Here is an 11,351-nt window from a genome sequence, read left to right as displayed (position 1 = left end):
GTCCAGTCCTCGCCCACCCGCCCGCGCGCGGCGAGCCAGGACTGAACAGGCCGCCCGGCCACCCCGCACCGCCCCGAGAGACAAGGAGATCCCGTTATGGCGAACATCAACGGCACCAGCGGCACCGACTTCCCGTGGCGGCGCTTCCTGTACCCGTTCGCCATAGCCGGCGCGTTCGTGGTCGGCGTCTGGGGACTGGTTACTGCCCTGGCCTGGCTGCTCGGCATCGCCGCCCATACCGCGACCGTCATCGCACATGCCGCCGGACCCATAGGCGTCGGCGGCATCACCCTCAAACTCTTCCGCTCTGAGCGCTGACCTGCGAAAAGGAGCGCCATGTTCGAGATCCGCGTCATCTGCGAGCCGGACGACGCCGACCGCGTTCGACACCGGCCCGGCACGCCAGTACCCCACCAGCGACGGCAAGCGCACCCGCCTCTACGTCACCGCCGACCACCAGCCCACCACACCCGAAAGCGAGTGACCATGTCCTTCGGAGAGACCCCGATCACCATCATCGGCAACCTGACCACCGACCCCGAGTTGAAGTTCACCGACTCCGGCCAGGCGCTCGCGAAGTTCACCGTCGCGTCCACACCGCGCACCTTCGACCGCGAGGCGAACCAGTGGAAGGACGGCACGTCCACGTTCTTCCGCTGCGCCGCCTGGCGCGCCCTGGCCGAACACGTCGCCGAGTCCCTCGGCAAGGGCTCGCGGGTGGTGCTGTCCGGTCGCATCCGGCAGCACGACTGGAAGACCCCGGAGGGCGACAACCGCTCCATGCTCGCCGTCGAGGTCGACGAGATCGGCGCGTCCCTGCGCTTCACCACCGTGAGCATCAACGGCAAGACCACGGGCGACAACGGCGGTACCCCAGCAGATGCCCCGTGGACGACCGACGGCAACAGCCCCAAGCCCCCGTTCTAGCTGCGCCAAGGGCGGCCCTCATCTCGCCAAAGACTCCGGGGCCGCCCTTGCCAGCCAGCACCCTCATACGGGGCCGCCGGTATCCATAGTGCCTCTCAGACCGGTAGCCCAGCAGCTACAGAGCGCCGTCACCTGACGGGGGTGCCGGGGAGTTGGCCTGTCCCAGGTCTGCCCGCATGACGGCCCTCATCTCTTCCCAGCGCTCCCAGATCCACTGAAGGTACGCCTCGATGACTTCGAAGGTGTCGCCCTCATCGGGAATGCCCTCTTCCAGGCACTTGGTCCGGCGGTATCCCTCAGCCAGCGCTTTGGCCACCGCATCAAGCTGCGCGAGCACGGCAGGGGAGGCCACCATCTGCGCTTCGGCGAACGCGGCGTGATGGGCATGACGGGCCGCTTCCAGGGACTCCCTGACCGACCTCGCCACGGTGCACGTGCCACAAATAGTTCATCTGCTCCGTGCGGTAACGGCGGTAGGCCGCGTTCGTCTCGATGTAACAGGTACGGCGCACCCCGAGTTCCGCATGCTGCTGTTCGCGGTCCCACTGCGCCTGGACGGCCTGCTGCTGCCGTCCGAACTCCGCCTCCTGCGCCTTCGCCCCGGATCTCTGCGCGAAGACCGGGGCGAGCAGGGTCCCGGTGACACCCACGGCCGCGGCCACCAGCGCGATGGCAGTACTTCCCACAGCATCCCCCCAACTTCGTGACGGCTACGAACCGGCCCGGTGCGCATTCCAGTGCGCCGCGAGCCACACCCGATGCTCGGCATGTAGGTCGAAGACGAGCGGTTTGCCGTGAAGTTCGGCATAGACGGGATAGGCGTCCAGCTCGGGGTCAGCGTCCAGCAGGCCCGTTTCCGGGTCGACCGCGATGCGGCCCTTGTCGAACAGCGTGTGCAGGTCCCGGCGCAGCAGCAGGCCGCCGAAGTCGTGATGCTCGCCGGTTGCGGCGTAGCTGTACAGGTGTGCCGCCTCCAGTACTTCGGCGGGGGCCGGTCCGCTGATGGCGCACTGCTGGCCCTGCTCGCGCAGCAGCGCGGCCCGGAACGCCGCCTGCCCCACCCGGGTGCGGACCTTCGCGAACCGGTGCCCGCCGGCGATGGGCACCCGCCGGTGCTGCTGGCCGGTCAGGCCGGAGACGGCCTCGGTGCTGGCCCGCCCAGTTGCAAGCAGGGCATCGCGCAGTTTCTCCCACTGGGCCGGGCGCATGCTCAGCTGTGAGTTCGGCGAGTCACACAGGGCCCGCAGCTGCGCCCCGGTCAGCAGGCCGCGGCCGTCCATCCAGCGTCGGCCGTGCCTCGACAGGTAGGTGGTGACCGGCTTCACCTTCTGCCCTGGCGTGTCGAAGGTGGCGCCGCACTGGTTGCAGCGGCAGGCCGGCGTCATCCGTGAGCGCCGCTTGAAGTCGGCCTTCTGGCACTGCGGACAGAAGTAGAGGGTCTTGTCCTCGGTGCCGGTCTCGATGCTGTCGATGGCCGAGACACCGATGAGCTCCTTCTTGTCCCACAGCGCGACGACGTCCCCCACCGCCAGACGGGCGTGGTTTGGAACGGTGCTGTCCCACCGGTAGTGCTCACGCGGGTTGTCGTCGTAGCCGTCGTTCCCGCCGTGCTGGCGGGCATCCCCCACGGCCAGCAGCAGCCACGCAGTCGTCATTGCGCCCCCTTTTCATCCCACAGGCCGGGGCAGCCGCTCTCTCGCCAAAGACCGCGGCTGCCCCTCATCCCAGCTCAACCACAGAACTGGAGAGGTCAAGCATGACCCAACCCACTGACATCCGGCACCGGGTCGACCAACGCCCGCGTCTGCTAGACGCCTTCTGCTGCCAGGGCGGCGCCGGCATGGGCTATCACCTGGCCGGCTTCGACGTCGTGGGCGTCGACATCCGCCCGCAGCCCAACTACCCCTTCCCCTTCCACCAGGCCGACGCCCTCACCTTCCCGCTGGGTGGTTTCGACCTGCTCCACGCCTCGTGGCCGTGTGAGCACTTCGCCAGGGTGACGGCCTGGCGCGGCAGCCGCGACAACCACCCCGATCTGCTCACCCCTGAACGCGCACGGCTTCAGGCGTCCGGGATTCCGTGGGTCATCGAGAACGTCCCCGAAGCACCTCTGAGGGCGGACTACCTGCTGTGCGGTACCCAGTTCGGGCTCAGGGTCCGCCGTCACCGCGCGTTCGAGACGTCGCGGGGCGGGGGCGGGGACCTGGTGCCGCCCTGCTGGCACCACAAGGGCCTGCTGGCGTTCGCGCACAAGGGTGAACGGGCCTACGCGGACGCCATGGGCTGCACCTGGATGACCAACGTCGAGGCCCGCAAGGCAGTGCCGCCCGCCTACTCCCGCTGGATCGCTGCCCAGTTCCTCTCCCTCGAAGGGAGGACCGCCGCATGACGACACCCTCGCAGCTGCTGAATGCTGCTCTGACGGCCGCCGCGCGCGGCTGGTACGTCCACCCGCTCCGCCCCGGTGCCAAGGGCTCCGCGCTGCACGGCGAACGCGCCTGCCCCCGCGCGGGCGAGTGCGCCGACGGCCACATGAAGTGGGAGCAGCGCTCCACCACCAACCCCGCCCGCATCCGCCGGGCGTGGTCTGCGGGCGCATTCAACGTCGGCATCGCCACCGGTCCCTCCGGCCTGGTCGTCGTCGACTTGGACGTCCCCAAGGACCAGAAGGGGAAGGACAGTTCGGACGCGCCTGACGGCGCAACGTCCTTTGCGGCGCTCTGCGAGCGCGCCGGGCAGCCAATCCCCCTCACCCACACGGTGCGGACACCGAGCGGCGGACTGCACCTGTACTACGCGGTTGCGCCGGAGGTCCGGCTGTTCAACACCGCGCGGACTGTGGCGCCCAACGTCGACACCCGCGCATGGGGAGGCAACATCGTCGCCGCGGGCAGCACCACGCCGCAGGGCGACTACGAGGTCATCAACGGCGCCCCCGTGGCGGGACTGCCTTCCTGGCTTCTGTTCCAGCTCCAGACCCCGTCCTCACCCGTCGCGGCGCCCGCTCCGCTCCTGATCCCGGGCCAGGCCACCCGCCGCGCCACGGCAGCACTGGAGCGCGAGGCGGCCGCCGTCCGCGGCACCTCGGAAGGAGGCCGGAACAACCGACTGTTGGCGGGCGCCCGCGCCCTGGGGCGGTTCGTCGCCTGGGGCGAGATCACCCGGGACGTGGTGGAGGAGGCTTTTCAGGCGGCCGGCGAGGCGGCCGGCCTGTCCGCGACCGAGTGCCGGACCACCATCCGCAGCGCCCTGGACTGGTCGATTCGCACCTGCCGCCCGCGGGAGGCCGCATGAGCCCCCGCCGTGGCCCTGAAAAGCCTCACCCACCCACACCGGGCTGTCCGCGCCTGTTTCCGGCCGCCCCGGACGGCGGCCGTGGCACCACGGGCGACGGCCGTCAGGCCGTCCTTTCAGTCCTTCCCCCGGGGCAGGACCACAGCGCCCCGCCGCGGGGTGACGGGCGCTTCCCCGTGGCCTGGCTCTGCATCCGGGCGCCTCGTGGCACCACCCCCACCGCCACCTCGAAGTGCCTGTGCGGCCGGGACCGCAGCGCCGTGGGCCACCCCAAGGTGCACGCCCTGATCGCCGACCACGAAGCCCACCGCGACGCATGCCCGCTCCGCACCACCCAGGAAAGGAGGAACGCCGCATGACCACCAGCACCAACACCCCCGATTCGTCCATCGATGGCGCGGCTCTGCTCGACGAGGTCGAAGCGTTCCACCGCCGCTTCAACATCTTTCCGACCGAAGCCGCGTACGTCGCCGTCACCCTGTGGGACGCCCACGCCCACCTGATCGACGCGTTCGACGGCACCGCCCGTCTCGCGTTCCTCTCCCCCGAACCAGGATCAGGCAAGTCCCGCGCGCTAGAGATCGTGGAAACCCTCACCCCGCGTGCGGCCACCACGGTCAATGCCTCCGCCAACGCCTTGTTCCGGCTGGTGGAGGCTGAGGGAGGCACGCCGACGCTCCTCTTCGACGAGATCGACACCGTGTTCGGGCCCAAGGCCGGCGGTAACGAAGAGGTGCGCGGGTTTCTGAACTCCGGCTACCGGCGGGGTGCCAAGTCGCTGCGCTGCGTCGGGGACGGCTCCAACCAGAGCACCGAGTGGTTCTCCTCGTTCTGCGCCGTCGCCATGGCCGGGCTCGGCTCGCTGCCGGACACAATCCTGACCCGCTCGGTCATCATCCGGATGCGCAAGAAGGCCCCCAACGAGAAGGCCGAGCCCTACCGTCGGCGCGTCCATGAGAAGCAGGGGCACGCGTTGCGGGATCGGCTCGCCGACTGGGCCATCACCATCAGGGACGACGTCGCCGCGGCCTGGCCGGAGATGCCCGAGGGAGTCTCCGACCGCCCTGCGGACGTGTGGGAACCGCTTCTCGCCGTCGCCGACGCGGCCGGTGGGCAATGGCCCGAGCGGGCCCGGATCGCCTGTGTCTCGCTCATCAAGGCAGCCTCGCAGGGCGATGAGGCATCGCTCGGGGTGCGGCTGCTGACGGACCTGCGTGACCGCGCGTTCTGCGGCGCGGACCGCATGCCCACCGCCGCCATCCTCGAAGTCCTACTCGGGCTCGATGACGCGCCGTGGGCCGATCTGAGCGAGGACGGACAAAGCACCAAGCCGCTCACCGCGCGGGCCCTGTCCAAGTTCCTGAGCCAGTACGTGCGTCCCGACAACAGCCCCATCAAGCCCCGCGGCATCCGGGTGGGGAGCGGCACCCCGAAGGGCTACTACGCGGAAGACCTCAGCGACGCCTGGAACCGCTACTGCCCCCCTCCCCCCGAGAAGTCCGCAACATCCGCAACGTCCGCAACACCGCAGGTCAACGAGGGTGAATCTGTGGCGGAAGACCCTTCCGAGAGCCGCCACGTGCTCGCGGAAACCGACACACGCCAGCTCCGCATCGCCGGCTGACCAGCCGCACCCGATAGGTGCCGCCGCGCATCCGCGTGGCGGCACCTATCCGCAACGCAACCGGCATCCGCCACAAATGCAAGTCGCTGACCAGCAATGTTGCGGCGTGGCGGATGTTGCGGATTCCCCAGAAGGCCCGAGACGAGGAGTCGCAACGATGGCTCGCCCGAAGATGCTCAAGCTCCCCGAAGTCCTAGAAGAGATCGACATGAGCCGCGCCGCCTTCTACCGCATGCGCGCCCGGGGTAAGGCCCCGAAGCTCATCAAGCTCCCCAACGGTCAGATTCGCTGCCGCCGCGCCGACCTCGACGCTTGGTGGTCGTCCATCGAAGACACGGCCGCCTGACGCCCCCGCCCCATCGAGCCCGCCCCACTTGGGGCGGGCTCTTTCACTGCTCGGAGAGCCATGCCCCTCACCTACGACGTCCGGATCTACAGCATCGAAACCCGCCGTGACCGCCCGAAGCCTTACCGCGTCCGGTGGCTTGTAGGCCCTCAGAAGCATTCCAAGAGCTACACCGTCAAAGCCCAGGCTGACGGTCGTCGCTCGGAGCTGATGACCGCGCTACGCAAGGGCGAACAGTTCGACGTGGAGACGGGCCTCCCCGCCTCCGAACTCCGCGCGCTGAACGGCTCCGTGACCTGGTACGAGCACACACGCGCCTACATCGACCGCAGGTGGGAGAAGCTTCCTGCCAAGTCGCGCCGCAACGATGCCGACGCCCTGGCCACCATCACCCCCGCACTCGTGAAGACAACCGTCGGGCAGCCCTCGCCCCGCGTACTCCGCACCGCCTTGTACGGCTGGGCGTACAACAAGAGCCGCTGGTCGCAAGAGCACCCCAGCGACGTCACGGACGCGCTCCGCTGGCTGGAGAAGAACTCCCTCCCCGTGGCCGCTCTCGAAGACCCCGCCACGCTCCGTCTGGCTCTGGACGCCCTGTCGACGCTGCTCAACGGCTCCTCCGCCGGCGCGCGCACGGCGCGGCGCAAGAGGGCATGCCTCAGCGACGTCTTGGGGCTCGCGGTCGAACGGCGCTACTTCAGCGTTCCGGTCAATCCACTGTCCACCGTGAAGTGGTCGGCTCCGAAGTCGACCGAAGAGGTTGACCCGGCGAGCGTCGCCAACCCTCGCCAGGTGCGGGCTCTGCTTGAGGGCGTACGGGGGCAGGGCGAACGGGGTGCACACCTTGAGGCGTTCTTCGGGTGCCTGTACTACGCCGCCATGCGCCCCGCCGAAGCGGTTGGACTGAACGCGTCCCAGTGCCACTTGCCAAAGAGCGGGTGGGGCAAGCTCACCCTTCGCGGTGGGATCGTCCACGCCGGCCGCGACTGGACGGACGATGGTCGGGCCCACCAAGACCGTCACCTCAAGGCACGAGCACAGCGAGACTCGCGCGTGGTGCCCATCCCTCCCCACTTCGTCGCGATGCTCCGGTGGCATATCGAGCGCTACGGCACGGCTCCGGACGGCCGCCTCTTCCGCACGAACCGTGGCGGCGTGATTCAGGACACGGGATACGGCGAGGTGTGGGCAAGCGCCCGAGGCGACGCACTGACGCCGGAGCAGGAGGCATCGCCGCTCGCCCGGCGACCCTACGACCTCCGGTGCGCCGGGGTCTCGTTCTGGCTCTACAGCGGAGTCGATCCGATGGAAGTGGCGCGTCGGGCCGGACACTCCGTCGCTGTGCTGCTGCGTGTCTACGCGAAGGTTCTGGCGCAAGCCCAGGAACGGGCGAACCTTCAGATTGAGGCTGGCCTGCGGGAATGGGACGGGACTGGCCTCTCCCCCGGGGGACGCCTGGGGGACACGCGCTGATCAGGGCTGGGACTCACCCGAGACCAGGTGAGACAAGCTGCGCATTTCGACCATCGTTCGAATGACACTGTTCGAATACGCAAAGACCCCCTCCACTCTGCGTTTCCGCAGTTCGGAGGGGGTCTCTCTCAGCGTGGCGGCGCCAGGGTTCGAACCTGGGTAGGCTGAGCCGGCAGATTTACAGTCTGCTCCCTTTGGCCGCTCGGGCACACCGCCGGGGTTGCTGCCCTTCGCACTGCTTTTCGGCGGTGCTCCTTGGCAACGACATAAACAATACCCGATGTGGAGGGGTGCTTCGCCACCCGATTGATCTGCGCCTGGAGGACAACGGGTGGCTAGGCTTGTCCGAATGCGGCCCTGGCACCACGCCGGGGTGGCGGCCACCCCCACGCCCGCCGATACGCACCCCACACGCACCCCGATACAAGGAGCCACAGGACATGGCCGACTCCAGTTTCGACATCGTCTCGAAGGTCGAGCGGCAGGAGGTCGACAACGCCCTCAACCAGGCCGCCAAGGAGATCTCTCAGCGCTACGACTTCAAGGGCGTGGGTGCCTCGATCTCGTGGTCCGGTGACAAGATCCTCATGGAGGCGAACTCCGAGGACAGGGTCAACGCCGTCCTCGACGTCTTCCAGTCCAAGCTGATCAAGCGCGGTATCTCGCTGAAGGCGCTGGACGCCGGTGAGCCCCAGCTGTCCGGCAAGGAGTACAAGATCTTCGCCACGATCGAGGAGGGCATCTCCCAGGACAACGCGAAGAAGGTGGCGAAGATCATCCGCGACGAGGGCCCGAAGGGCATCAAGGCGCAGGTGCAGGGCGATGAGCTGCGCGTCAGCTCGAAGAGCCGTGACGACCTGCAGGGTGTGATCGCCCTTCTGAAGGGCAAGGACTTCGACTTCGCGCTGCAGTTCGTGAACTACCGGTGAGCCACCGGCTCGCCATCACCGACTGACCGCGCACGAGAAGGGTGGGCACCTGGCGGGTGCCCACCCTTCGCGCCTGCTGGCTGCGGTCCGGGAGCGTGCTCGGTCGTGCTCAGTTGCGCGAGTTGCCGAACAGGACGCGGTAGGCGACCAGGAGGACGAGCGATCCTCCGATCGCCGCGGCCCACGTGCCACCGTCGTAGAAGTTCTTGGTGATCGGGTGGTCCATCCAGCGGGCGGATATCCAGCCGCCGATGAACGCGCCCGCGATGCCGATGAGAGTCGTTCCGATGAAGCCGCCCGGGTCCCGGCCCGGCAGCAGGAACTTGGCGATGGCTCCGGCCAACAGCCCCAGGATGATCCAGCTGATGATGGTCATGCCGTGAACCTGCCCTTCCGCATTGCGCTTGCACTTTCAGGACAGTGTGATTTCGGTCAAGATCCGTTGTGCGTCACGGGCTTGCTCCTGCTCCGTCGTTGAGCAGGACGCCGCGCCGGCTCCATCGGTTGCAGTGATCAGTAGGCTGCGCGCCATGGCATCGACCGGTTCTGCATCGGAACTACGGCGCACGCTGGGCGTCGGTGACGCCGTGGTCATCGGACTCGGCTCGATGGTCGGGGCGGGGATCTTCGCCGCTCTGGGGCCCGCGGCGCGTGCGGCCGGGTCCGGGCTGCTGCTGGGCCTCGCCGTCGCCGCCGTCGTCGCCTACTGCAACGCCACGGCGTCGGCGCGCCTGGCCGCTCTGTATCCGGCCTCGGGCGGCACCTATGTGTACGGGCGCGAGCGGCTCGGCCCGTTCTGGGGTTATCTCGCGGGCTGGTCGTTCGTGGTCGGGAAGACCGCCTCCTGTGCGGCGATGGCGCTCACGGTGGGGGCGTACGTCTGGCCGGGGCAGGCGCACGCTGTGGCGGTCGCGGCCGTGGTGGCGTTGACGGCGGTGAACTACGGCGGTGTCCAGAAGTCCGCCTGGGTGACGCGGGTGATCGTGGCGGTGGTGCTGGCTGTCCTCGCTTCCGTCGTGGTCGTGTGCCTGGGGTCCGGGGCCTTTGACGCCGGGCGCCTGGGCGTCGGGACCTCGGGTGGTGTGGGCGGCGTGTTGCAAGCGGCCGGGCTGCTGTTCTTCGCGTTCGCCGGGTATGCGCGTATCGCGACCCTCGGTGAGGAGGTACGGGAGCCGGCGCGCACCATCCCTCGCGCGATCCCGGTGGCTCTGAGCATCGCGCTGGCGGTGTACGTGTGTGTGGCGGTGGCTGTCCTTTCCGTGCTGGGGGCGGAAGGTCTCGGGCACGCGGGTGCTCCGCTGGCCGACGCGGTGCGGGTGGCCGGGGTGCCGGGGCTGGTGCCGGTGGTGCGGGTGGGGGCGGCCGTGGCTGCGCTGGGGTCGCTGCTCGCCCTGATCCTGGGGGTCTCACGGACGACTCTGGCCATGGCCCGCGACCGGCATCTGCCCGGGGCGTTGTCGGCCGTGCATCCGCGTTTCCAAGTGCCGCACCGGGCCGAACTGGCCGTGGGCGCGGTGGTCGCCCTCCTGGCCGCCACGGTGGACGTACGGGGCGCGATCGGGTTCTCCTCCTTCGGTGTGCTGGCGTACTACGCCGTCGCCAATGCCTCGGCCTGGACGCTCAGTTCGGCTCCCACCGCCCGAGTGCTGCCCATGCTGGGCCTCGTCGGATGCGTGGTGCTGGCCTTCTCTCTGCCGGGGATCTCGGTGCTCGTGGGCGCGGGTGTGTTGGTGGTGGGTGTGGTCGCGTACGGCGTACGTCGGTGGGTGGCCGCGCGGTAGCAGGCTGGGCGGGGCAGCGGTGGGAGCGGGCGGAACGGCAGTAGCGGCCGCCTGCGGGCATGTGGTCCAGGCCGGTGGGCCGGGGTGGTGTCGGCTGAGCTGGGGGTGGTGCCTGCCGGACCGTGCGGAGTGGGGTTGAGCCGTGTGGAATGGGGGCGCCGGGCCGTGCGCAGTGAGGGCCGACGGGGGTGGGGGCCACCGGTCAGGGCGGGGGCCACCGGTGATAGGCCCCCGGTCAGGGTCGGCGGGCTATCAGTCCGACAGGGCCCGGTCTTCCGGCTGCTAGGCCGCGGGATCCCCGCAGCCGCCGTACGAGATGGTCGGTTGTGGCGTCATGGTCGGTTGTGGCGTCGGGTCGGCCGCGCCGATGGTGTCGTGGCGGCTAGGACGCTCGCGCCGTCGTCGTGCGTATGCGGAAGTCTGCCCACGGGGTCATCTCCAGCTCCTCGTTCGTCTCCTCGTACCAGCCCGTGCCGTCGAGCCAGGAGGTCAGCCAGACCGTGAGGCTGGGGGCGTCGACGTACCAGGCGTGGTCGGCCTCGTCGGTGTTCGGTTCGAAGAGGAGGACGGTGGCCTCCGGGGTGCGGCAGTCCACGCACGCGTATATCGCGCAGCCCCAGTGGGATATCGGCAGGACGCCTTCGGGCCAGGGCCAGTCGGGGTCCTTGCGGGCGCACTCGCGGTTGGCGAGGTACTGCACGACGGCGGCGGGTTCTCCTGCGGGCGGGCTGTCGAGGAGAGGCAACAGGCCGTATTCCGGGCCGAATCCGCCGTCTCCTATGCGCAGGTAGAGGTCGGCGAGCAGTGGAGGCAGGGCGAAGCCCAGGGCGGCCTCGGCGCGGGCCGTCGTGGCCGCGTCCGCGGGCTCCGGGAGTGAAGGCCAGCCCCATGGGCGGGTGTTGCGTGCCTTGGCTGCCACCCGTGCCAGCAACTGCTCGTTCTCGGTCATGGGTTCATGATGCAAGGCGCCACTGACA

General features: G+C 69.3%; 14 protein-coding genes and 1 tRNA gene. 10 read left to right on the top strand and 5 right to left on the bottom strand.

All coding sequences use genetic code 11. From position 1 onward, the window contains the following. The first annotated feature begins 96 nt into the window (after nucleotides 1-96). Nucleotides 97-318 carry a hypothetical protein gene (locus tag OG870_RS27795; RefSeq protein ID WP_327691647.1) on the top strand — a complete coding sequence of 74 codons (222 nt, stop codon included), beginning with the start codon at nucleotides 97-99 and terminating at the stop codon, nucleotides 316-318. Between the two features lie 168 nt (nucleotides 319-486). Then, nucleotides 487-927, top strand: coding sequence for a single-stranded DNA-binding protein (gene ssb, locus OG870_RS27790; RefSeq protein WP_327691646.1), 441 nt, complete (start codon nucleotides 487-489; stop codon nucleotides 925-927). 115 nt (nucleotides 928-1,042) lie between these two features. Here the strand turns inward: ssb and OG870_RS27785 are convergent, their stop codons facing one another. Next, nucleotides 1,043-1,354 carry a hypothetical protein gene (locus tag OG870_RS27785; protein ID WP_327691645.1) on the bottom strand — a complete coding sequence of 104 codons (312 nt, stop codon included), beginning with the start codon at nucleotides 1,352-1,354 and terminating at the stop codon, nucleotides 1,043-1,045. A 283-nt stretch (nucleotides 1,355-1,637) separates the two neighbouring features. Further along, the gene (locus OG870_RS27780; RefSeq protein WP_327691644.1) at nucleotides 1,638-2,582 is read right to left on the bottom strand and encodes an HNH endonuclease; all 945 of its coding nucleotides are present in this window, start codon (nucleotides 2,580-2,582) and stop codon (nucleotides 1,638-1,640) included. A 101-nt stretch (nucleotides 2,583-2,683) separates the two neighbouring features. On the opposite strand from OG870_RS27780, the gene OG870_RS27775 reads away from it, so the two are divergent. From OG870_RS27775 to OG870_RS27750, 6 genes are all read left to right on the top strand, one after another. After that, on the top strand, nucleotides 2,684-3,316 hold the full coding sequence (locus tag OG870_RS27775) for a DNA cytosine methyltransferase (protein WP_327691643.1): 633 nt from the start codon (nucleotides 2,684-2,686) through the stop codon (nucleotides 3,314-3,316). Then, nucleotides 3,313-4,221 carry a bifunctional DNA primase/polymerase gene (locus tag OG870_RS27770; protein ID WP_327691642.1) on the top strand — a complete coding sequence of 303 codons (909 nt, stop codon included), beginning with the start codon at nucleotides 3,313-3,315 and terminating at the stop codon, nucleotides 4,219-4,221. The genes OG870_RS27775 and OG870_RS27770 overlap by 4 nt, the downstream gene beginning before the upstream one ends. Before the next feature lie 176 nt (nucleotides 4,222-4,397). Further along, entirely contained in the window at nucleotides 4,398-4,580 is a 183-nt protein-coding gene (locus OG870_RS27765; protein ID WP_327691641.1) for a hypothetical protein, read from the top strand. After that, a complete protein-coding gene (locus OG870_RS27760; RefSeq protein ID WP_327691640.1) occupies nucleotides 4,577-5,845 on the top strand; it encodes a DUF3631 domain-containing protein in 1,269 nt (422 codons plus the stop codon). Before OG870_RS27765 ends, OG870_RS27760 begins: the two co-directional genes overlap by 4 nt. 157 nt (nucleotides 5,846-6,002) lie before the next feature. Then, on the top strand, nucleotides 6,003-6,191 hold the full coding sequence (locus OG870_RS27755) for a helix-turn-helix transcriptional regulator (protein ID WP_266844442.1): 189 nt from the start codon (nucleotides 6,003-6,005) through the stop codon (nucleotides 6,189-6,191). A gap of 60 nt (nucleotides 6,192-6,251) precedes the next feature. Next, nucleotides 6,252-7,664: a tyrosine-type recombinase/integrase gene (locus OG870_RS27750; RefSeq protein ID WP_327691639.1), complete on the top strand. Its 1,413-nt coding sequence runs from the start codon at nucleotides 6,252-6,254 to the stop codon at nucleotides 7,662-7,664. Nucleotides 7,665-7,798: 134 nt separating this feature from the next. Here OG870_RS27750 and OG870_RS27745 read toward each other — a convergent pair. Further along, nucleotides 7,799-7,880, bottom strand: a tRNA-Tyr gene (locus OG870_RS27745). A 224-nt stretch (nucleotides 7,881-8,104) separates the two neighbouring features. Here OG870_RS27745 and OG870_RS27740 point away from each other — a divergent pair. Next, the gene (locus OG870_RS27740; protein ID WP_266519581.1) at nucleotides 8,105-8,593 is read left to right on the top strand and encodes a YajQ family cyclic di-GMP-binding protein; all 489 of its coding nucleotides are present in this window, start codon (nucleotides 8,105-8,107) and stop codon (nucleotides 8,591-8,593) included. 109 nt (nucleotides 8,594-8,702) lie between these two features. Here OG870_RS27740 and OG870_RS27735 read toward each other — a convergent pair whose 3' ends face one another. Further along, nucleotides 8,703-8,969, bottom strand: coding sequence for a GlsB/YeaQ/YmgE family stress response membrane protein (locus OG870_RS27735; RefSeq protein ID WP_266519579.1), 267 nt, complete (start codon nucleotides 8,967-8,969; stop codon nucleotides 8,703-8,705). Nucleotides 8,970-9,123: 154 nt separating this feature from the next. Between OG870_RS27735 and OG870_RS27730 the strand changes: the two genes are divergently transcribed. Beyond that, nucleotides 9,124-10,374, top strand: a complete 1,251-nt coding sequence (locus tag OG870_RS27730; protein ID WP_266589362.1) for an APC family permease — start codon at nucleotides 9,124-9,126, stop codon at nucleotides 10,372-10,374. 382 nt (nucleotides 10,375-10,756) lie between these two features. On the opposite strand, the gene OG870_RS27725 is transcribed toward OG870_RS27730, so the two are convergent. Next, complete coding sequence (locus tag OG870_RS27725; protein ID WP_266589360.1) at nucleotides 10,757-11,323, bottom strand: SMI1/KNR4 family protein; 567 nt, start codon at nucleotides 11,321-11,323, stop codon at nucleotides 10,757-10,759. Nucleotides 11,324-11,351: the final 28 nt, after the last annotated feature.

The organism is Streptomyces sp. NBC_00461, assembly GCF_036013935.1.
Taxonomy (GTDB): domain Bacteria; phylum Actinomycetota; class Actinomycetes; order Streptomycetales; family Streptomycetaceae; genus Streptomyces.
The sequence above is the reverse complement of the archived record's forward strand: the minus strand, read 5'-3'. Positions and strand labels throughout refer to the sequence as shown.

Excerpts from the sequence above, each read along its gene's own strand:
- OG870_RS27795 (WP_327691647.1), top strand. The coding sequence starts at position 97 with ATGGCGAACATCAACGGCACCAGCGGCACCGACTTCCCGTGGCGGCGC.
- ssb (WP_327691646.1), top strand. The coding sequence starts at position 487 with ATGTCCTTCGGAGAGACCCCGATCACCATCATCGGCAACCTGACCACC.
- OG870_RS27780 (WP_327691644.1), bottom strand. The coding sequence starts at position 2,582 with ATGACGACTGCGTGGCTGCTGCTGGCCGTGGGGGATGCCCGCCAGCAC.
- OG870_RS27775 (WP_327691643.1), top strand. The coding sequence starts at position 2,684 with ATGACCCAACCCACTGACATCCGGCACCGGGTCGACCAACGCCCGCGT.
- OG870_RS27770 (WP_327691642.1), top strand. The coding sequence starts at position 3,313 with ATGACGACACCCTCGCAGCTGCTGAATGCTGCTCTGACGGCCGCCGCG.
- OG870_RS27760 (WP_327691640.1), top strand. The coding sequence starts at position 4,577 with ATGACCACCAGCACCAACACCCCCGATTCGTCCATCGATGGCGCGGCT.
- OG870_RS27755 (WP_266844442.1), top strand. The coding sequence starts at position 6,003 with ATGGCTCGCCCGAAGATGCTCAAGCTCCCCGAAGTCCTAGAAGAGATC.
- OG870_RS27750 (WP_327691639.1), top strand. The coding sequence starts at position 6,252 with ATGCCCCTCACCTACGACGTCCGGATCTACAGCATCGAAACCCGCCGT.
- OG870_RS27740 (WP_266519581.1), top strand. The coding sequence starts at position 8,105 with ATGGCCGACTCCAGTTTCGACATCGTCTCGAAGGTCGAGCGGCAGGAG.
- OG870_RS27735 (WP_266519579.1), bottom strand. The coding sequence starts at position 8,969 with ATGACCATCATCAGCTGGATCATCCTGGGGCTGTTGGCCGGAGCCATC.
- OG870_RS27730 (WP_266589362.1), top strand. The coding sequence starts at position 9,124 with ATGGCATCGACCGGTTCTGCATCGGAACTACGGCGCACGCTGGGCGTC.
- OG870_RS27725 (WP_266589360.1), bottom strand. The coding sequence starts at position 11,323 with ATGACCGAGAACGAGCAGTTGCTGGCACGGGTGGCAGCCAAGGCACGC.